This window comes from Streptomyces roseirectus (assembly GCF_014489635.1).
Lineage (GTDB): Bacteria > Actinomycetota > Actinomycetes > Streptomycetales > Streptomycetaceae > Streptomyces > Streptomyces roseirectus.
Genome location: NZ_CP060828.1, coordinates 9,684,019 through 9,703,020 on the forward strand (window position 1 = coordinate 9,684,019; position 19,002 = coordinate 9,703,020).

Genomic DNA, 19,002 nt, shown 5'->3' on the forward strand with positions numbered 1-19,002 from the left:
CCGATGACCTCCATGATCGCCATCTCCCTCACCGCCGTCCCCGACCACCTCCGCGGCGCCCTCACCCGCTGGCTCCTCGAAGTCACCCCCCACCTCTACGTCGGCACCGTCTCCGCCCGCGTCCGCGACGAACTCTGGTCCACCGTCACCGCCACCACCGCCGACGGCGTCTCCGTCCTCATCCACCCCACCGACAACGAACAAGGCTTCACCCTCCACACCACCGGCACCCAACGCCGCAACCCCATCGACTTCGACGGCCTCACCCTCATCTCCTACCAACCACAGGGCAAAGAAACCGCACAGCCCTTATAGAAGAGCAGGTCAGGGAGTCTGCTCTCTGCACGAGCGGAGGTGAACCGGACAACCCTTGCATACGCCGCGAGTGTGTCGCCTGTTCTCTGCACGAGCGGAGGTGAACCGCCGTACCAGCTCGTGAACAGGCGGTCGTTGTACTGTTCTCTGCGCGAGCGGAGGTGAACCGTTCTTGAGCTGGGCCTCGGGGAACTGGATGACCTGCTCTTTGCGCGAGCGGAGGTGAACCGGACGCGGACCGCGCCGGACCGGCCGGTCAGGACTGCTCTTTGCGCGAGCGGAGGTAAACCGACAGCGTTCGCGACCTGGCTGTTACACCTCCTCTGCTCTCTGCGCGAGCGGAGGTCAACCGCCGTCGGGCACCGGAATGTCCAGCCGATCCAGCTGTTTTCTGCGCGAGCGGAGGTGACCCGGCGGGACATGCCACGCCCCACCCCGGAACCTGGCTGTTCTCCGCGCGAGCGTAGGTGGACCGGCTTTTGAGCGGATCGATGTCTGCTCTCCGCCCAGGCAGGGAGGAGCCACGGCAGGCCGAAAAGGGCATGATTTGCAGAGGTCCTTCAGCGACCAGCCAAGTCACCCTGTAGGCCGGAGGGTTGCAAGCGCGAGGTTCGCGGATGCAATCGCCTTGAGCTGCGTGCACACGCGTGCGCACCGGCCCTGGATCGATGGGGGCCGAGGCGGATCGAGCAGGGTCGAATAGGGTGCCAATGTCCGGCTCTCTGGAATAATCGCAGGTCAGAGGCGTCCCCGCCTCGGGTTCGACTCCCCTGGGATTCATCTCTCCGAAGCCTCCTTGTCCTGTGAAAGCGTTGATTTGGGAGGTTTTTCTGGTGGTCATCGGTGGGTGTAGTGGGTGTTATCTGGGACTTCGTGTGCGTGCCAGTCGGGGTTGTTCGGTGGTCGTTCCTGGGGGCTGAGGGTGTTGTTGCGGAATTGCTGCCGTTCCTCCGTGCCTGGGTTCCGTCCATAGGTGCGGTCTGTTTTGGGTGGTTGCCGGGCTGGTCTTGTCGTCGGCCGCTGCCGGTTTTCCCGGCGTGCTTCACCCCTTTCCCCAGTCCTCGACATAGGTGGCGATCAGCGAGAGAAGCGCGTCGGCGCGGTGGCGGTCCTCTCGCTGGGCCCGCAGGGACGCGTCGGCGGCTCGGAGGCGGGCAAGGGTGGCTGGGTGGCCGTCCACCAGGTCGTCGACGACTGGCGTGGTGATGAGGTCGAGGCATTCGGTGAGTAGTTGGCGTGTGGTGTTGGAGGGGAGAGTGGGGGAGGGGGTGGAGAAGCCAGTGGTCAGGTAGTGCGCGGGGTTGGTGAGGGTCCAGCCGACTACGGTGTCGCGCTGGATGAGGAGTGCCACGTCGGGGGCGATGCCGAGACGGGCGTCCAGCGGTTTGCTCAGGATGTCCATGTCCCGCAGGCAGATCAGGGTGGCGTCCCCAGGCGTGCGGCACAGCACCGAGCACATCTCATGCCGGAAGTTGCGCACCTCGTCCGCGCGGAGCCCGCCCGGGCGGACGGCGGGGAGGGTGGGACAGCGGGGGGAGGTCTCCATGGCGGCTGACCTGTACGGCATCTGGAGTTCGAGTCCGGCCAGTTGTCGGCCGGCCGGGTCGAACCGGAGCGTGTCTGGGATGTCCCACAGCCATTCCTGGCTGCCGAAGGTGGTCGCGAGGAGGTGCTCGCGTTCCGTCACGTTCGTGTAGGGCGCGACATACACGGTGCCGCCCGCGAAACGGGGGGCGAGGTGCAGCGGATCGTCCGTCACCGTTGCCCGCCAGCCGCCGTCGAACGACAGTTTCATGGTCATCCCCGCCTTGTCGGATCGGTACGGCTGGGGCTGGACAGCAGCCCTGGGCAGGAATCCTGCCTTTCACGATGTCCTCGGGAAAAAAAATCGGTCCACCGGGGTGCGGCTTGGCACCCGGCGATCGGCTTCACACGCCATGTGGCTGTCCGGCGTCGCGCCGTCGGACAGCCACCGGTGGAGGCGCCTCCTCTCAGTCGTCAGCCCGGACCAGGAGCTGGGTCGCGGCGAGCCGCGCGTACAACTCGTCCGTGGACACCAACTCCTCGTGGGTACCGACCGCGCGGACCATCCCGGCGTCCATGACGACGATGCGGTCCGCGTCCGTGACCGTCGAGAGGCGATGGGCGACCACGAGGACGGTCGTGTCGCGGGCGGTCTCGGCGATGGCGTCCCGCAGGGCCAGTTCGTTGACGGCGTCGAGCTGGGAGGTCGCCTCGTCGAGGAGGAGGAGCCGGGGGCGGCGCAGCAGGGCGCGGGCGATGGCGACACGTTGACGCTCGCCGCCGGAGAGCTTCGAGCCGCGGTGGCCGACGAGGGTGTCGAGGCCGTGCGGGAGACGCGCGACGAGGGTGTCGAGCCTGGTCCGGGCGAGGACGGCGTGGATGTCGTCGTCCGTGGCGTCCGGCGCGCTGAAGACCAGGTTCTCCCGCAGGGTGCCGGCCAGCACGGGCGCGTCCTGCTCGACGTACCCGATGGCGGACCGCAGCTCGTGCAGCGGCCAGTCGCGGACGTCCTCGCCGTCGACGAGGATGCGGCCGCCGGTCGTCTCGTAGAACCGTTCGATGAGCGCGAAGACCGTCGACTTGCCCGCGCCGGAAGGGCCGACGAAGGCGGTCAGCCCGGCGCCGGGCACCTCGAAGTCCACCTGCCGGTGGATGGGGGGCAGCCCGGGGCCGTAGCTGAAGGACACGGCCTCGAAGCGGACCGACGCCGGGCCGCGCACCGTCGCCGCGACCGGGCGGTGCTCGGCCGGGGGCTCCGCCGCCAGGCGGTCCACCTCCGTGATCCGGGAGATCGCGGCGGCGCCCTCCTGGTACTGGGTGGCGGCCTCGACCAGCTTGTAGACCGGCTCCATCAGATAGAACAGGTACAGCAGGAAGGCGATGAGCGTGGAGACGGGGATGTCCCCGGACGCCACCCGCGCCCCGCCGACCGCGAGCACCGCGAGGAACGCCAGCTCGACGGCGAGATTGTCCGCCGTGCCCAGCAGGGCCTCCCACTTCGCTCCGCGCACGCCGTGCCGCCACGCCCGCAGGGCCGACGCCTCGACGCGCGCCGTCTCCCGCTCCTCGGCGCCGGACGCCTTCACCGTGCGGAACGCGCCGAAGACCCGCTCCAGGCCGGTCGACATCTCCCCGACGGCCTCCTGCGAGCGCTCGGCGGCCTGCCCGATCCGCGGCATCACCAGGGCGGCGCCCACTCCGACGACCGCGACCACGGCGAGCGCGACGCCGAGCAGGACGACGTCCAGGAACGCCATCACCACGACCGCGGCGACCAGCGTCACCGTCCCGGTCGCGGCGTTGACCACTGCCTGGGTCGTGACGGCCCGCAACAGCGTGGTGTCGGAGGTCACCCGCGACATCAGGTCGCCGGGCTGTGTCCGGTCCACCGCCGGGAGCCGCAGCCGCAGCAGACGGCCGATGAGGCTGCGGCGGGCGGCCAGGACGACCGACTCCGCCGTCCGCTCCAGCACGTACGCGCCGAACGCCTCGGCCACCGTGCTCAGCAGCACCAGTACGGTCAGGGCCAGCACGATGGTCGCGATCGTGCCGCCGGACGAGAGCCGGTCGACCAGCGCCTTCGTGGCCAGCGGCTGCAGCAGTCCTCCGGCGGCCCCCGCCAGCGCCAGCAGCAGACCGAGCGCGACGGTCCACCGGTGCGGACGGACGTACCCGTACAGCGCCTTCAGCGTCTCGCGGGTGCGGGGGGAGTCGGCACCCGTCGCCTCCGGGGCGGATGCGGTGTTCACAGGATTCCTTTCCTACGCGGCCTGCCGCGCGCCGTGCCGGCGGCGGCGTGTCATGCCCCCAGCCTGGAAGCCCGCACGTTCCCCCGCCCATCCGGCGATCGTCGGGTGCACCCCCGCCGACTGGCTGGAGACACGGCCTGTTCCGGAGGGGCGAGTGGGCCGGTGCCGGACCAGAGAAAATAAGCACGAACCGGTCTGGACGGGGCATCGGAGAGCCGCGATCTTGGGGTGCGGGAAACCGGGCGTTGCGGCTTTCGGACGGAGGCGGGGCGCAACGCCTTCTTGCCGAACACAGGGGGGAGGCCCGATGCCCGATCGGTCCGACAGGCCGTCGGAGGACGTCGACGAGGTGACCGGGGAGGACCCCGGCCGTACGCCTCGGGGAACCGGCCGGTGGGGGAAGGCCGTCGCCGCGGTGGCCGCGCTGGGGGGATTCGGCGGACTCGCCCTGCTGCTGCCCGTGCTGGTGGGGATGTTCGACGACGATCCGAAAAAGCCCGCCCCCACGGTCGTGGCGAGCGAGTCCCCGAGCGCCACGGCCACCGCGCGGGACGAGTTCTTCGTCAGGTTCGAGCAGCCCGCCGCACGGGGCGGCGAACAGGCGGAGATCAGCCTCTGCTCGGAGTTCCGGGGGCGCTCGCGACTGGCCGACGGCTACCGGCTGTGGGTCGCCGGACGGGTCACCACCGAGGACGTCTACACCCTCTTCGGCGAAGCGACCGTGTCCGCCGCGACCGGCACGTGGCGCCTCACCGCGCAAGTGGGGAACGAGGAGCAGAAAGGCGTCAGCTTCGAGATCACCGCGGTCCCCGTACCGGTGTCCGTGTCGGACTACCTGCTCGACGCCACCGACTACCAGGGCCGTCACCTGACTCCCCACGACGGCGACGACCCTCCCCCGCTCGGCCTGCGCAACACGGCCCTCCCGCCCGGCTCCGACACACGCCACGGCGACAGCATCACCGTCCGGCGAAACACGGACAGCAGGTGCTGAGCCGAAGCCGTGCGGACGACTGCACGACGACGCCCCGTCAGACGGTGACCGTCGTGGCCCGGGGGCGGGTGAGGGCCGGCACTCCGGAGGGCTGGGCGACCGCCCCCACGTCGAGGGGCGGAGGGGTGCACGACATCGGCGGCTCCGGAACAGGCGACGAGACGTAGCGTGCTCTCCGGCAGGCACCGCGCCGGGAGGTTCGCCGCTTTCCGCCCCGGGGGAGAGGGGAGGTGGTTCAGACGGTGAGTTCCGGGTGCGCCGGGCTCAGGTAACCGACCGTGGTCCGGGCCGAGTGCGCCGTGAGCAGATCCCGAAGTTCACCGGCGGCCGTCCTGAGGAGGTGGCCGTCGCGGTCGGCGTGGAGGGTTTCGAGGACGAAGGCGACGTGGGTGGAGTCGGGGGTGACCCGGGTGCGGTGGGCGTCGCGGTGGTTCCAGTGGCGGGTGAGGACGTCCGTGGTGTCGGTGTAGATGATCTCGCCGGGGGCGGGGTGGTCGAGGGTGCCGGGTTCGCCGAGGGGCGTGAAGGTCTCGGCGCCGGTGGCGTGACGGATCTCGACGGCGCCGGTGACGTGGGCGAGGTCGAAGGCGCCGGCGGGCAGGCCGTGGCGGACGGAGACGGTGTTGTAGGAGTCGACGGCAGGGTTGATGCGGGGGAGCGAGCCCTTCTTCGCGAGGCGGCGGCCGAGCGCGTCGACGCTGGGGCGGACGCGGCGGGGGTTGGTGCCGAAGGAGCGGTAGGCGGCGTGCCAGGACGCGATGCGGGGGTCGGTCTCGTCGGCGGGCCGCCAGGTGCCGGCGGCGAGCCGGCGCTCCAGGTCGTCGAGGGCGGCGTCGGTGGCGGGCCAGGGTTCGTGGCCGCGCAGCCCGGTCGCGGTGACGACGGCGATGAGGGCGTCGGGGAAGGCGTCCGCGACGGCGGTGCTGATGCGGAAGGTGGTCATGGGAGGTCCGTTTCAGGGTGCCCAGGCGCTGACGCGGTCCGGGAGGGGAGCGATCGCGCGTACGATCAGTGGAACGACCACACCGTACAGCAGATCGACCACCTCGAGTCAACCGAACGACCGGGTGGTGCATTCCAGTGAACCGGCAGGGCCGGTAGCAACTGAACCGGCAGAAAGGGCGAGGAGATGGCCGAGACCGAGGAAGCGCTGCGGACGCTCGCGCACAACGTCCGCGCGGCCCGCACCCGCGCCGGCCTCTCCCTGGACGAACTCGGCCGCCGCGCCAAGGTCAGCAAGGGAGCACTCGTCGGCCTGGAGAAAGCACAGGGCAACCCGAACTTCGCGACCCTGGTCCGCCTCGCCGACACCCTGGGCGTCTCCGTGTCCGCGCTGCTCGACGGGCCCGCCGAGAGCCGCGTCCGCGTGGTGAGCGCCGGCGCCGTCGCGCCGCTGTGGACGGGGGAGCACGGCAGCGAGGCCCGGCTCATGCTGACGACCGGCGGACCGGCGCCCACCGAGGTCTGGCGCTGGACGCTGGAGCCCGGCGAGGAGTACCCCAGCCACCCCCATCAGGCAGGCGTCACCGAGACCGTCAGTGTCACCGCCGGCCGGATGACCCTCGTCGTCGACGGCACCGAGCACCCCGTCGAAGCCGGCCAGACCGCGGCCTTCGACGCCGACGCCCCCCACACGTACCGGGGCGCGGGCACCGGGACCTGCCACCTGATCATGACCGTCCACCTGCCACCCGGCCCGGCGTGACGGCACCGCGCTCCCACCCGGACAGGGTTCCGTGAGTGACGCCGAATATCCGGCGCGAGGCGCGGAAACGCCGGTTACGCTGCGGCCATGTTCCCCAGGCACTGCGCGAGGCGACCGTGACCCGCACCCATACGAGCGAGGCATAGCCGCACCGCGGACGGCATTTCCCCGCGCCCCCGCCCCTGCCTACCGTCGATCACGAAGCACCCCGCCGAACAAGGAGCCGCATGCCGTCGCCGTCCCCTCTCCTCCCGCGCACCGAGGGCTCGGCCCTGGTCGTCGGCGGCCCCACGACCGTCCTGGACCTCGGCGGACTGCGCATCGTCTCCGACCCGACCTTCGACGACCCGGGCCCGCACGGCTACCTCACCAAGACCGAGGGCCCGGCCCTGACGGAGGACCGGCTGGCGGACGTCGACCTGGTGCTCGTCAGCCACGACAACCACGCCGACAACCTCGACGACCGGGGCCGCGCCTTCGCGCTCGCCGCGCCGCTGCTGCTCACCACCACCGGCGGCGCCACCCGCCTCGGCGCCCTCGCGCAGGGCCTGCCCGCCTGGCAGAGCCACACGCTCGCCCGCCCGGACGGCGGCGAGCTCACCGTCACCGCCGTACCGGCCGTGCACGGCCCCGAGGACGGCGAGCGCGACGCGGACGGCGACGTCAACTGCCAGGTCGTCGGCTTCGTCCTCGCCGGGGACGGCCTGCCCACCGTCTACGTCAGCGGCGACAACGCCTCCCTGCGGACCGTCACCGAGATCGCCCGCCGCGTCCCGCGCGTCGACGCGACCGTCCTGCACGCCGGCGCCGCCCGCGTCACCGGCAAGTTCCGCCAGCGCCCCGTCAGCCTCGACAGCGCCCGCGCCGCAGCAGCCGCCGCGATCCTCGGCGCCCCCGTCAACATCCCGGCCCACTACACGGGTTGGGCCCACTTCACCGAGGGCCGCGACGCCATCGAGCACGCCTTCGACGACGCCGGCCTCACGCCCGTCCTGCGCGTCGCCGGCCACGGGACCTGGCTCCCCCTCACCCCCTGACCACCCGCATCGACATATCGACAGGAGCAGCACACGTGAGACCCCCCGTACCGCCGTTCACCCACGCCGACGCCCTCGCCAAGGTCCAGGCCGCCGAGGACGCCTGGAACACCCGCGACCCCGACCGGGTCGCCCTCGCTTACACGGAGGACTCCGTGTGGCGCAACCGCGACACCTTCGTCACCGGCCGCGACGAGATACGCCGCTTCCTCGCCGACAAGTGGAGCCGCGAACTCGACTACGCCCTGCGCAAGGAACTGTGGACCTACGGCGACGACCGGATCGCCGTCCGCTTCCAGTACGAATGGCGTGACGCGGACGGCGGCCACTGGCGCTCCTACGGCAACGAACTGTGGGAGTTCGACAGCGCGGGCCTCATGCGGCGGCGCGAGGCCAGCATCAACGACGTCCCGATCAAGGCGGAGGACCGCCGCATCCTGGGGCCACGGACGCCGCAGGAGCACGGGGAGCCGTTGCCGCTGCAGTGACGGCACGCGCGGGGCGGGGAGGCGGCGGTCGCCATGACACCGGCGAACGTCTGTCCCTCGCCCGGGGCGCGGCCGGCGTGAAGCCGCCGGGCAGGCTCACACGCCGAGCTGGGCCAGCCATTGCCCGGTCGTGCGAGGCTCCAGATCCAGCAGTCGCTGGGCGCTGTTGGCCTGGCTGATGGTGTTGTCCGGTGCGGTGGCGAGGTGGCGGTACACGGTGGTGACTTCGCGGGCGCCCGTGTCGCCGAGGAAGGGGACGAGGAGGTCGCCGAACGCCTCGGGGGTGGGGGGTTCGTAGGTGACGTCGCGGCCGAGGTGGGTGGCGAAGGCGCGCGCGAGGTTGGGGCCCGTGAGGCCGGTATGCCGGCCGACGGCGACTGTGCCGGTGATCTCGGGGCGGTCGAGGAGGGCGGCGGCGACGTCCGCGTTGTCCAGGTGGGACGACCAGGAGATCGCGAAGTCCGGGGCCGGCGGGTAGCGCAGGACGCCCTGCGTGCGTACGGCGTTGAGGAGCGGCGGCAGGAGCAGGTTCTCCAGGAACAGGCGGGGCGCGACCACCGCGTACGACAGCCCGGACTCCGCGAGGCCGCGCACGAGGATCTGGACGGCGGAGTCGTCCGGGGCCCGGAGCTGGGGGTGGGGGCCGTCGACGACCGTGCCGCTGGTGGAGACGACCACCCGGCGCGGCTTCGCCTCGGTCAGCGCGGCGACGATGTTGCGCGCGTACACCACGCGCTCGTCCTCGGCGGCGACCGGGAGGTGGACGAAGACGCCGTCGGCGTCCGTGTAGACGCCGGCCAGGTCCTCGACGGAGGTGTAGGAGGCCGCGACGACCGGGGTGCCGTCCGGATGCGCGCCGGGCTTGCGGCCCACCGCCACGACGGGCTTGCCCGTGGCCTTCAGACGGGACAGGAGGGGGTTGCCCTGGGCGCCCGAGGCGCCGTGGATCACGCGGACATCCCGGCCCTCCCCGAATGCGGCGTCGCCCGTTTCCTCGCCGTGCTCGAAGGCTCCTGGGCGACCCTCGTCGTACGCGAACTCCTCCCCGGGAAACGCCGCTTCACCGACCTCCGCGCCGCCCTCCCGGGCATCAGCCCGCACACCCTCACCAGCCGCCTGCGCCGCTTCGAGGCGTACGGCATCGTGACCCGCTCCGTCCACGCCGAGGTACCCCCGCGCGTCGAGTACGAACTCACCCCGCTGGGACAGAAGTTGCGGACGGTCCTGGACGCGATGGCGGAGTGGGCCGGGGATGTGCCGGATCCGCACACGGACGGGACCGGCGAGGACCAGGGACACGACGACCCCGCGACGAGGCCGTCACCGGCCCCCTGACCGGCTCCGTCCGGCACCGGCGAGCGGCGGTGATCAGTCCTGGGACGGTGATCTTCCTGGCCCGTGCGGCTCGTACACTGCCGGGCATGGGGGATCACACGGCCACCGGGATCGGCGCCCGTCCGGCGCCCGCCCTGCGGGAGTACGTCGACTCGTACGTCGGTTTCGATCTGCGCGGGCTCCCGGCGGGGGTGCACTGCGGCCCGCCGAGCCGCACGCTCACCGCGGTGATCAGCCTGTCGGATCCGCTGGAGGTGGCGGCGGGCGTCGACGACGGGTCACCGGTCACCCGGTTCGGCAGCGTGGCCGGCGGTCTGATGTCCCGGTCCGTCGCGATTCACCACGACGGACGCCAGCACGGCGTGAAGGTGTCGCTGACGCCGCTCGGGGCGCGTGCCGTCTACGGCGTGCCCGCCGTCGAACTCGCCCACCAACTGGTCCCGTTGGACGAGCTTCTGGGAGCGCTCGGCGTCGAACTCGTCGACCGGCTCCGATCGGCGACGACCTGGGCGGCGCGGTTCGCCGCGCTGGACGAAGTGCTCCTGCGAGCCGTCAGCAGAGGCGCCGGCGGCGACCGTGTGCGCCCCGAGGTGGCCGAGGCGTGGCGCCGCCTCGTCGCCGCGCGGGGCCAGGTCCAGGTCGGTGAGATCGCCGCGGAACTCGGCTGGAGCCGCCGGTACTTCACCGAGCGGTTCCGCGACGAGGTGGGCCTGGCGCCGAAGACCTTCGCCCGCGTCCTGCGCTTCGAGCACGCGCACGACCTCGCGGCGGCGCGGGACCCGCTCCCGTGGGGCGACGTGGCGGCCGTCTCCGGCTACGCCGACCAGGCCCATCTCGTCCGGGACTGGCGCGAGTTCACGAACCGCTCGCCGACGGCCTGGCGGCGCGGCGAGGTCCTGCTCGGAGCCGGGTAGCCGCCGGCAGTCCGGTTTCCGTTCCCATTTCTTCAAGACCGCCCGATCGCTGTCCTGGACGATCGTCGGCATGAGACTTGTCAACGACGAACGCGCTGCCATGGACCTGCGGACCACCCCCGTGCACCTCGGACTGGGGTCGAGAGCGAACCCCGTCGAGGGCTTCGCCTGGGACCCGGAGGTGCTGCGCGCCTACAGCACGGCGGTCGCGGCGGACGGCGCCGAGGGCCGGATGGTGATGATCTTCGACGGCGACGGCCCCGGCGACCACTGGGAGAGCCACCCCGCGGGCGACGAACTGGTCGTCTGCCTCACCGGATCCGTGACGGTCACCCGCGACGTGGACGGGGCACACGAACGCGTCCTGCTCGGGCCCGGCGAGGCCACCGTCAACCCGGCCGGGGTGTGGCACGCGGTCGACATGGAGGGGCCGGCGTCCATCCTGTCCATCACCGCGACCCTCGGCACCGACCACCGCCCCCGCCAGGCCGGCCCGGAGCGGACGCCGTGACGACACGCGTCGCCTGCCTCGGCGACAGCCTCACCCGCGCCCAGTTCAGCGTCGACTACCTGGACCTCCTCGGACGCCGCCACCCTCCCGGCGACGTGCGGCTCGCCCGGTTCGGCGTCAACGGCGACTTCGCCTGGAACCTCCTACAGCGTCTCGACGCCGTCGTCACGGACCCGCCCGATGTGATCACCGTGCTGATCGGGACCAACGACGCCCGAGCGAGCCTCGCCGGCTACCCCGTCGAGCAGGCCATGAAGCGCAAACGGCTCCCCGAACGCCCGTCGGCGGGCTGGTTCCAGCAGTGCCTGGGAGCCGTCGTCGCACGGCTGCGGGCGGAGACCGACGCGACGATCGCCCTGCTGTCCCTCCCGGTCCTAGGCCAGCAGCTCGACGCGGCGGCGGCACAGGCGTCGCAGGCGTACAGCCGGATGATCGCCGAGGTCGCCGCCGCCGAGCAGGTGACCTGCCTCCCACTCCACGAACGCCAGACCGAGGAACTGCGCCGAGCGGACCCACCCCCGATCCCCTACCGGGAGCCGACACCCGCAGCAGTCCTCGGCGTCCTCGCCCAGCACACGCTGCTGCGTCGCGACCTCGACACGATCTCGCGGCGCCACGGCCTCCTCCTCACAACCGACCACATCCACCAGAACAGCCGCGGCGCCACCCTCATCGCCGAGGTCATCGACGCCGGCCTGCTGACCCGGAGCGCGTAACCGATCCCGGCACCCGGCCGGCCGGACCGCGCGGATCAACCTGCCACCCGGTTTCACCCACTTGTGTGGCACCGCCCCGAACGGACGCCCGTCGCGGCGCGCGTAGGCAACTCTTGCTCGGATGAACGGTGTTGGCCCTGGAGCCCGGGTGCGGCGTGCCGGGATCGTGTACCTGACCCTCCTGGCCGTGGGCACCACGGGAGCGCTCCTGGTCGCCCCGCGCCTGGAGGACCCGGCGTCCGTGCTCGCGGCGCTCCTGCCGACCTGGGCCGGCGCCTATCTGGCCTGGAGCGCCTACCGGGCCGACCGGGTCGAGGCGGCAGTGACACCGAGCCCCGCCGAGGCGGCCGACCGGCTGGCCGACGCGGTACGACGACAGTGGGAGGCCGAGGCGGCGGCACGGCGCCTGGCCGACCCGTATCCGCTGCCCGTCGCCTGGCGGGGCACCAGCCGCGATCTGGCCGAGGCATCGGACCCGCAGCGGCTCGCCGGCCGGGACGACGAGATCGCCGACGTCCTCACCCGGCGCGTCACGGCCCGGCGGCTGCTGGTCCTGGGCGAGCCGGGGGCGGGCAAGACCCTCCTGCTGGTGCGGCTCGTGCTGGCGCTGATCGAAAGACGGCAGGACGGCGATCCGGTGCCGGTGCTGTTCCCGCTGGTCTCCTGGGACCCCACTGCGCTGGACCTGCGGACCTGGATGGAGCGCCGGCTCGTGCAGGACCACCCGGAGCTGGGTGCCCCCGCGTCCGGCGTCCATGGAGAGCGGGTCACCCTGGCCCGTCTGCTGCTGGAGCGGCGGCTGGTCCTGCCGGTGCTCGACGGGTTCGACGAACTCCCGCCCGAGATGGGGGCGTCGGCCCTGCACCGCGTCAACGAGGCCCTGCCGTACGGCTGCGGCATGGTCCTGTCGAGCCGTCCGGACGAGTACCGTGCGGCGCTGCGGCCGCGTGGCGCGGTTCCCGCCCGGCTCGCGGACCTGGCCGGCATCCAGCTTCTGCCGCTCGGCGCCAGGGACGTCGCGGACTACCTGCGACGGGATGCAGGAGGCCCCGGCACCCCTGCGGCCGGTCGCTGGAGCGCGGTGACCCGGGTGCTGGGGACGGCCGAGCCGGTGGGGCAGGCCCTGGCCAGCCCACTGATGGTGTCGCTGGCGCGGTCCGTCTACAACCCGCGCCCGCAGGAGGGGCACGAGCGGCTGCCGGACCCCGGAGAACTGCTGCGGCTGCGCACCCGCACGGCCGTGGAGCACCACCTCCTCGACGCCTTCCTCGACGCCGCGTACCGGCCGCACGCGGGCGGCCTCACCCGGTGGAGCGCGACCCGGGCCCGCCCTGCCCTGCGCTTCCTCGCCCGGCACACGGAGCGCGGACGCGACGGCGCCGCCGAACTCGCCTGGTGGAAGCTCCGGTACGCCGTCCCCGCCGCTCTGCCCCAGGCGCTGGCCGGAGTGCTGCTGGGCGTCACGGCCTGGCTGTCCGAGGGTCTGATCATGGAACTGACCCACCGTCTCACCCCGGGCGGGGTACCGGTGCGCTGGGACGAGCGCGGCGGCCTCGGCGTCGTGGCGGCCGGCATCTGCGGCGGCCTGACCTGCGGGCTCGTCGCGGGCTGCGCCGTCCTGGTGCTGTGTGTCCTCGCCGTCGCGCCCGACGTCACGGCCGCGCTCGTGCTCAACCGCGTGGCCGACGGCATCTCGCTGGCCCTGGTCGGGGCGATCATCTCCGGCTTCGCCTTCGGGAGCCGGCCGGGTATGCGGCGGCTCGCCGACTGGGACCGACGCGCCCTGGCGGCCGGAGCCGTGGCCGGCGTCTGCTACGCGGCGGCGTTCGGCAACGGCTGCGGCATGGTCAGCGCGCTCCTCTACGGTGTGGCTGCGGCCGGGGTGGGTGCGGACGGTGTGCTCGCCGACCCTGCCTGTCCGGCCGCCCGGGTGCGCTGGCACTGGAGTCTGCGGGGGCTCAGCCGTGGGCTCCTGGTCGGCATGCTGCTCGGCGGCAGCATCCTGCTGGAAGGGCTGCTCGCGGATGTCCTGTCGGGCGGCGACGGCGTCGAGTACGTCGCGCCGCCGGATCCGCTCGCGGCGTTCTGGGCGGCCGAGCAGACGGGCGTGGTGTTCGCCGTGTCCTGCGTGCTCGTGCACGGCCTGCGCGCCGTCCCGGTCGATCTGGGCACCTCGATCGACAGCCGGGCCCTGCTCGCCAACGACCGGCGTACCTTCGTCAGTTGCGTATCGGCCGCGGCCGTCGTCGGTGCCATGGTCATCGGGTTGCAGGGCTGGTGCGCCGTGCTGACGGGCTCGACGCGGGTGTGGGGTGCCGGGGCGGTCGGCGGGCCGCTGTGGGCGTTCGTGGTCGGACTCGTTCCGGCCGTCCTGACCGGGCTGGCCATCGGGATCCGGCAGGCCGCCTGGGGGCACTACGCCGTTGCCCGCTGCTATCTGGCCCTGCGTCAGGGGCTGCCGTACGACCTGATGGCCTTCCTCGCGGACGCCTATGACCGGGGGGTGCTCCGGCGGGTCGGGGCCGTTCACCAGTTCCGGCACCTCGAACTACAGCACCGGCTCGCTGCTGCGCGCGGGCCTGGCAGCGGGGGAGGGTGACCGCGTCGTTCTGGCTTGCTCCCTCAAGTTACTACCTGTAAGTTACGGGTGGTAATAACGGGGGAGCGGGAGGCGGTGCGCATGGCGGCGGAGAGTCCGGTGAGGCGACGGAGGGTGTCCGCCGCGGTCCGGAAGGAGGCGCTGCTGGAGACCGCCCTGCGCATGGCGCGGGAGGACGGGGCCGGCGCGCTGACGCTGGCCCGGCTCGCGGACGCCTGCGGGCTCAGCAAGCCGATCGCCTATCAGCACTTCGGCACCCTCACCGGGCTGCTGCGCGCCATGGCCGAACGGGTCGGCGCCGAGTACGAGGACACCGTCAGGGCGGTGATGGCCGGACACCGCGAGACCGGGACGGCGCCCGAGGGCGCGCTGCGGGCCCTGTGCGCGACCTACGTCACGTGCACGCTGGAGAACGGGGCCCTGCACGCGGACGTCTGCGCCGCCCTCGTCGCCGCGGGCGAACCCGCCCAGACCGTGTACGGGGACGACGCCGCGCGGTACTGCCCGCTCGTGGCCGAGCTGATCGACGCCGACCCGCGCACGGCGTACGCCCTCACCGTGGCCTTCCTCGGCGCCGCCGACCGCCTCTGCGAAGCCGTGCTCGCGAAGCGGCTGGGCCAGGACGAGGCCGTGACGGTGCTCATGCGGCTCTTCCTGCTGCCGGACCGCTCGTAAGGACCCACCACTTCACAGGGAGACCGCTCCATGGAAGCAGTACTCATCGACCCCGCCCGGACAGGGGCTGACAAGTTCTACGTCGGAACCGTGCCCACACCGCGCCCCCGCGCCGGAGAAGTGCTCGTCGAGGTCAGAGCCGTCGCCCTCAGTGCGTGGGAGAAGGGCTTCGCCCAGGACGACGATCCCCGCTCCCTGGCCCGCAGGACGCGCCGCAGGGCCGTCAACCTCGGCCTGGAGTTCTCCGGCGTCGTCCGCTCGGACGGCCGGCGCTTCACACGGGGCCGGCGCGTCATGGGCGGCACCCACCTCACGAAGGACGAGAAGGCCCTCGCCCAGTACGTCACCGTCCGCGAGGACTACCTCGCCGAACTCCCCGACACCCTTGGCTTCCCGGACGCCGCCGTCCTCCCCAGCGGCGCGCAGACCGCCCTGACGGCTTTCGACAAGGCCCCTGCCCCCACCGACGTCCTGATCACCGGCGCGAGCGGTGGCGTGGGCGTGTACGCCGTCCAGCTCGCCGCGGCCCGCGGCGCCACCGTCACCGCACTCGGCGGCCACGACGCCGGCCCCGCCTGAAGGCCCTCGGCGCGACGACCGTCCACTCCTACCACGACACCCCCCTCTCCGCCCTGACCATCACCTACGACCTCATCCTCGACGCCGCCGGCCACCTCCGCTTCCGCCGGGCCGCCGGAAAACTCACCCGCACAGGCACCTACATCACCCTCAACGCCCACAAAGACCTAGCCGGCCTGACCACCTCCCTCCTCACCCGACACCGCACCCCCCTCGTCTACGTCCCCCACCCCACCACCCCGCCCCAGACCCGCATCCTCGACATGGTCACCCGAGGCACCCTCACCCCGGTCGTCGAAGCCACCCACACCCTCGGCGAACTCCACACCGCCTTCACCACACGGGCCCAGGGCGAGCGAGCCGTCGTCTCACCGCCCACGCCCGCCGCCGGCGAGGGCCGGACGCTGGGCGGGACCCGCGAGGAAGCCGCGGCGGCACGTGCGCGCATCGCCGCCCTCGGCCTGCGCGTGAGCGACGCCGACTGGCTCGCCATGCCCCCCTGCGGCAACGCCCGTGCCGGGGCAGAGCGTGCCCAGGGATCAGCCAGACACGGCACGGGCCTACGACCACGGCCTGGCCGAACCGGCTCGCGGCTGCGGCGGTGACGTCACTGGACAGCCCGGATCAGCCACCGGATTCGTTCCGTGCGTTTCGCTCTCTCACAGCCCGGCGAGGAGATCGCGGGCCTCCGTGCTCTGTGGGGCGCCGAGTTGGGTGTAGAGGGTGAGGGAGGTGGTGAGGTGGGTTCTGGCTTCGGCCCGGTTTTCGCGGGTCAGTTCGAGGCGGCCGAGTTCGAGGTGGGCGCGGGCGTTGCCGGAGCGGTCGCCTATGCGGGTGTGGATGTGCTGTGCGTGGTTGAAGCGGCCGGCCGCGGAGGTCAGGTGGCCTGCCGCGGCGTCGAGCGCCCCCAGTTCCAGTTCCGCCCATGCCTCGCCGCGGCGGTTGCCCATGTCGGCGTACAGGGTGTGGGCGGTTTGGGTGTGGACGCGGGCGGTGGTGAGGTCGCCCAGCGCCCGGTGGAGGGTGCCGAGTTCGACGTGGGCGTCCGCGATGTTGCGCGGACTGCCGAGGTCTTCGAACTCGCGCAGGGCGGAGTCGAGAAGGGCGCGGGCCTCGGTGTGGTGGCCGAGGACGCGGTGGACGATGCCCAGTTCACGGCGGGCCCAGGCGCGGCCGTTGCGGTCTGCCGCGTCGGAGTAGAGGTCCAGGGCCTCGGAGAACCGGGTGAGGGCGCGGTCCTGGTCGCCGGTGAGGCGGTCGACGGTACCGAGTTCGATGAGGATCCAGGCCCTGTTGCGGTGGTTGCCCAGGGCGGCATACAACGCGTACGCCCGAGTCAGGCTGTCGCGGGCCTCCCGGTAGTCGCCGGTCGCGCGGCTGAACATCCCGAGGTTGCCGAGCCCGTTGGCCTCCCCGCGCCGGTCGGACACGGAGCGGTAGAGGCCGACCGCCTGCCGGGTGACCTCGCGGGCGGCCGCGTAGCGCGCCGAGTGGTAGAGGATCACCCCCAGCTCGCTCGCGCAGGCGGCCTGGTTGCGCGGTTCGCCCGGCTGGAGATCGGCGAAGAGGGCCAGCGCTGTGCGCGTGTGCTCCTCGGCCGAGCCGTAGCGGCCCGACACCCGGTGCAGGGTGCCCAGTTGGGCGCGGCAGTGGGCCTGTCCCGGCAGATCGCCCGACGCGAGCGCGATCCGCAACGCCGCCTCGTTCAGCTCCTCGGCCTGGGCCAGGTTGCGCCGGATGCGCAGGAAGTAGGCGAGCCCGGCCGTCAGCCACCAGCTTCTGGGCCAGGCGCATTCGACGGCGAGCCGTGCCACCGACCGCAGGTCGTCGAGGTGGTGGTCCAGCCACTCCAGGGCCTGCCGCTCGGTCAGCGGCACCTCGGGACCCGCGTGGACGCTGTCCGGCACGGGCAACTCCATGGACGCGGAGATGGCGGTGTTCGCCCGCCGCAGCAGACACGCCATCACCTCGAACAGCCTCACGCGGGCCTGCGCGGACGCGTCGTCGTCGGGCACCGTGTCCTCCGTCCGGGCCAGTGAGCGCACCAGGTCGTGGAACCCGAAACCGTGCGGGTCGGGTCTCATGAGCAGCCCCCGCCGGTGCAGCACGGTGAGGGAGTGCTCGGCGTCCGCGAGGCCCGTCCCCGCGAGGGCCGCCGCGATCTCGGCCGTCACATGGGGCCCGGGGTGCAGCGCGGCCCGCCGCAGCACCAGCCGGTCCGACGCCGCGAGCGCCTGGATCGTCGCCAGCACCGGCGCGAGCCCGCCCCCGCTCACGCGGTTCCCGCCGGACCCGGCATGCGCGTCCGGCGTCACGGGCTCGGCGACCAGCCGGTCCGCGAGATGCCGCACCGTCAGCGGCAGCCGGTACGCCGCCGCCAGCCCGTCGAGCACCGAGCCGTCGACGGCGCGCGAACCCCGCCGCAGGACGGCGTCGAGGACGGACCGCGCGGCCTCCTCGGTGAGGGTGTCGACGGCGATGTGCAGGTCCGCGTCGATCCCGGCGACCATGCGCCGGCCGGTGACCAGCACGAGACAGCGGGGCGAGCGGGGAAGGACCTCCAGCACCTGGGAGGCGTCATCGACGTCGTCCAGCACGAGCAGGAACGGCTCGCTTCCCGCGACGGCCTGCCACTGCCCGCTCAGGCTCCCGGACGTCTGCGTGGCGCCGACCGCGGTCAGGAGCGCGGCCAGGGCGTCCAGCGGGGCGAGCCGCCCGGCCGCGTCGGCGTGGCTGCGGTACCCGACGAAGAGCTGCCCCGCCGGATACCGGCCGGCGAGCCGGTGCGCCGCCTGGACCGCCAGCTCCGTCTTGCCGCTTCCCGACCGGCCCGTGATGACACAGACGAACGGACGGGTGCCCCTCCTGGACGGGCGGACGCCGAGGAGCGCGCGCAGCTCCCGCTCCCGCCCGGCGAACACCGCGGCACCCGGAGGAAGCGTGCACGGAGGGCTCCGGCGCCCGGCGAAGCCGTTGCCGGGCACCAGGACGGCGACAGCGGAAGCGGCGCTGATCAACACCACCAGCGCCCCGAAGAGCCACCAACTCCACGTGGACGTCACCACGTTGGTCACCGCCCCCACGGCGGCGCCGAGGACCGGCCCCGAGGCGAGGAACAGGGCCTCACGCCGGCGACCGACACCGACGGGACTGCTGGTCATCGACGCCCCCCTCCTGCCACGAGCAGAACTGAGCATGCCCATGGGGACGTTGACGCACTCCCCGGGACCCGCCGCGCCCTCCGGCAGCCGGGCCGGTGCCGATCAAGGAAACCGGGTTGCCCCGAGGTCTGCCCGTGCGGCCCTGGTCCGGGCGGGGAAACCCCGGTAGAAGGGACGTCGTTGGACAGACGGCACGGACG

18 protein-coding genes are annotated in these 19,002 nt (G+C 72.8%); 13 read left to right on the forward strand and 5 right to left on the reverse strand.

Going from position 1 to position 19,002, the window contains the following annotated elements:
• Positions 1 to 3 precede the first annotated feature (3 nt).
• A complete protein-coding gene (gene cas2e, locus IAG44_RS41735) occupies positions 4 to 315 on the forward strand; it encodes a type I-E CRISPR-associated endoribonuclease Cas2e (RefSeq protein WP_187752211.1) in 312 nt (103 codons plus the stop codon).
• A 1,042-nt stretch (positions 316 to 1,357) separates the two neighbouring features.
• Here the strand turns inward: cas2e and IAG44_RS41740 are convergent.
• Both IAG44_RS41740 and IAG44_RS41745 read right to left on the reverse strand, forming a co-directional pair.
• Positions 1,358 to 2,116 (reverse strand): hypothetical protein, encoded by a 759-nt coding sequence (locus IAG44_RS41740; RefSeq protein WP_246563061.1) that lies wholly within the window; start codon positions 2,114 to 2,116, stop codon positions 1,358 to 1,360.
• Positions 2,117 to 2,306: 190 nt separating this feature from the next.
• Complete coding sequence (locus IAG44_RS41745; RefSeq protein WP_187752212.1) at positions 2,307 to 4,088, reverse strand: ABC transporter ATP-binding protein; 1,782 nt, start codon at positions 4,086 to 4,088, stop codon at positions 2,307 to 2,309.
• A gap of 307 nt (positions 4,089 to 4,395) precedes the next feature.
• Between IAG44_RS41745 and IAG44_RS41750 the strand changes: the two genes are divergently transcribed.
• Positions 4,396 to 5,082: a hypothetical protein gene (locus IAG44_RS41750; RefSeq protein WP_187752213.1), complete on the forward strand. Its 687-nt coding sequence runs from the start codon at positions 4,396 to 4,398 to the stop codon at positions 5,080 to 5,082.
• A gap of 235 nt (positions 5,083 to 5,317) precedes the next feature.
• Here the strand turns inward: IAG44_RS41750 and IAG44_RS41755 are convergent, their stop codons facing one another.
• Complete coding sequence (locus IAG44_RS41755; protein ID WP_187752214.1) at positions 5,318 to 6,025, reverse strand: B3/B4 domain-containing protein; 708 nt, start codon at positions 6,023 to 6,025, stop codon at positions 5,318 to 5,320.
• A gap of 186 nt (positions 6,026 to 6,211) precedes the next feature.
• On the opposite strand from IAG44_RS41755, the gene IAG44_RS41760 reads away from it, so the two are divergent.
• From IAG44_RS41760 to IAG44_RS41770, 3 genes are all read left to right on the forward strand, one after another.
• Positions 6,212 to 6,787: a helix-turn-helix domain-containing protein gene (locus tag IAG44_RS41760; RefSeq protein ID WP_187752215.1), complete on the forward strand. Its 576-nt coding sequence runs from the start codon at positions 6,212 to 6,214 to the stop codon at positions 6,785 to 6,787.
• Between the two features lie 227 nt (positions 6,788 to 7,014).
• The gene (locus IAG44_RS41765; protein ID WP_187752216.1) at positions 7,015 to 7,824 is read left to right on the forward strand and encodes an MBL fold metallo-hydrolase; all 810 of its coding nucleotides are present in this window, start codon (positions 7,015 to 7,017) and stop codon (positions 7,822 to 7,824) included.
• Between the two features lie 35 nt (positions 7,825 to 7,859).
• The gene (locus tag IAG44_RS41770) at positions 7,860 to 8,312 is read left to right on the forward strand and encodes a nuclear transport factor 2 family protein (protein WP_187752217.1); all 453 of its coding nucleotides are present in this window, start codon (positions 7,860 to 7,862) and stop codon (positions 8,310 to 8,312) included.
• A gap of 96 nt (positions 8,313 to 8,408) precedes the next feature.
• Here IAG44_RS41770 and IAG44_RS41775 read toward each other — a convergent pair whose 3' ends face one another.
• Entirely contained in the window at positions 8,409 to 9,263 is an 855-nt protein-coding gene (locus IAG44_RS41775) for an NmrA family NAD(P)-binding protein (protein WP_223006850.1), read from the reverse strand.
• On the opposite strand from IAG44_RS41775, the gene IAG44_RS41780 reads away from it, so the two are divergent.
• The 8 genes from IAG44_RS41780 to IAG44_RS44055 all read left to right on the forward strand — a co-directional run bounded on the left by IAG44_RS41780 (position 9,255) and on the right by IAG44_RS44055 (position 16,246).
• The gene (locus IAG44_RS41780; RefSeq protein ID WP_246563073.1) at positions 9,255 to 9,647 is read left to right on the forward strand and encodes a winged helix-turn-helix transcriptional regulator; all 393 of its coding nucleotides are present in this window, start codon (positions 9,255 to 9,257) and stop codon (positions 9,645 to 9,647) included. The two genes, IAG44_RS41775 and IAG44_RS41780, sit on opposite strands and share 9 nt — an antisense overlap.
• Before the next feature lie 86 nt (positions 9,648 to 9,733).
• A complete protein-coding gene (locus IAG44_RS41785; protein WP_187752219.1) occupies positions 9,734 to 10,561 on the forward strand; it encodes a helix-turn-helix domain-containing protein in 828 nt (275 codons plus the stop codon).
• Positions 10,562 to 10,631: 70 nt separating this feature from the next.
• Positions 10,632 to 11,072 (forward strand): cupin domain-containing protein, encoded by a 441-nt coding sequence (locus tag IAG44_RS41790; RefSeq protein ID WP_187752220.1) that lies wholly within the window; start codon positions 10,632 to 10,634, stop codon positions 11,070 to 11,072.
• Entirely contained in the window at positions 11,069 to 11,788 is a 720-nt protein-coding gene (locus IAG44_RS41795; protein ID WP_187752221.1) for an SGNH/GDSL hydrolase family protein, read from the forward strand. The genes IAG44_RS41790 and IAG44_RS41795 overlap by 4 nt, the downstream gene beginning before the upstream one ends.
• A 121-nt stretch (positions 11,789 to 11,909) precedes the next feature.
• Positions 11,910 to 14,387 carry an NACHT domain-containing protein gene (locus IAG44_RS41800; RefSeq protein WP_187752222.1) on the forward strand — a complete coding sequence of 826 codons (2,478 nt, stop codon included), beginning with the start codon at positions 11,910 to 11,912 and terminating at the stop codon, positions 14,385 to 14,387.
• A gap of 114 nt (positions 14,388 to 14,501) precedes the next feature.
• The gene (locus tag IAG44_RS41805) at positions 14,502 to 15,062 is read left to right on the forward strand and encodes a TetR/AcrR family transcriptional regulator (protein WP_187752223.1); all 561 of its coding nucleotides are present in this window, start codon (positions 14,502 to 14,504) and stop codon (positions 15,060 to 15,062) included.
• 30 nt (positions 15,063 to 15,092) lie between these two features.
• Positions 15,093 to 15,641: an MDR/zinc-dependent alcohol dehydrogenase-like family protein gene (locus IAG44_RS44050; protein WP_246565160.1), complete on the forward strand. Its 549-nt coding sequence runs from the start codon at positions 15,093 to 15,095 to the stop codon at positions 15,639 to 15,641.
• Positions 15,638 to 16,246 (forward strand): zinc-binding dehydrogenase, encoded by a 609-nt coding sequence (locus IAG44_RS44055; protein WP_281404343.1) that lies wholly within the window; start codon positions 15,638 to 15,640, stop codon positions 16,244 to 16,246. Before IAG44_RS44050 ends, IAG44_RS44055 begins: the two co-directional genes overlap by 4 nt.
• A 54-nt stretch (positions 16,247 to 16,300) precedes the next feature.
• Here IAG44_RS44055 and IAG44_RS41815 read toward each other — a convergent pair whose 3' ends face one another.
• Positions 16,301 to 18,802, reverse strand: a complete 2,502-nt coding sequence (locus IAG44_RS41815; RefSeq protein WP_187752225.1) for a tetratricopeptide repeat protein — start codon at positions 18,800 to 18,802, stop codon at positions 16,301 to 16,303.
• Positions 18,803 to 19,002: the final 200 nt, after the last annotated feature.

What these genes read in the sequence shown, in the direction of transcription:
- cas2e (WP_187752211.1), top strand. Translation starts at nt 4, where the DNA reads ATGACCTCCATGATCGCCATCTCCCTCACCGCCGTCCCCGACCACCTC.
- IAG44_RS41740 (WP_246563061.1), bottom strand. Translation starts at nt 2,116, where the DNA reads ATGACCATGAAACTGTCGTTCGACGGCGGCTGGCGGGCAACGGTGACG.
- IAG44_RS41750 (WP_187752213.1), top strand. Translation starts at nt 4,396, where the DNA reads ATGCCCGATCGGTCCGACAGGCCGTCGGAGGACGTCGACGAGGTGACC.
- IAG44_RS41755 (WP_187752214.1), bottom strand. Translation starts at nt 6,025, where the DNA reads ATGACCACCTTCCGCATCAGCACCGCCGTCGCGGACGCCTTCCCCGAC.
- IAG44_RS41760 (WP_187752215.1), top strand. Translation starts at nt 6,212, where the DNA reads ATGGCCGAGACCGAGGAAGCGCTGCGGACGCTCGCGCACAACGTCCGC.
- IAG44_RS41765 (WP_187752216.1), top strand. Translation starts at nt 7,015, where the DNA reads ATGCCGTCGCCGTCCCCTCTCCTCCCGCGCACCGAGGGCTCGGCCCTG.
- IAG44_RS41785 (WP_187752219.1), top strand. Translation starts at nt 9,734, where the DNA reads ATGGGGGATCACACGGCCACCGGGATCGGCGCCCGTCCGGCGCCCGCC.
- IAG44_RS41790 (WP_187752220.1), top strand. Translation starts at nt 10,632, where the DNA reads ATGAGACTTGTCAACGACGAACGCGCTGCCATGGACCTGCGGACCACC.
- IAG44_RS41800 (WP_187752222.1), top strand. Translation starts at nt 11,910, where the DNA reads ATGAACGGTGTTGGCCCTGGAGCCCGGGTGCGGCGTGCCGGGATCGTG.
- IAG44_RS44050 (WP_246565160.1), top strand. Translation starts at nt 15,093, where the DNA reads ATGGAAGCAGTACTCATCGACCCCGCCCGGACAGGGGCTGACAAGTTC.
- IAG44_RS41815 (WP_187752225.1), bottom strand. Translation starts at nt 18,802, where the DNA reads ATGACCAGCAGTCCCGTCGGTGTCGGTCGCCGGCGTGAGGCCCTGTTC.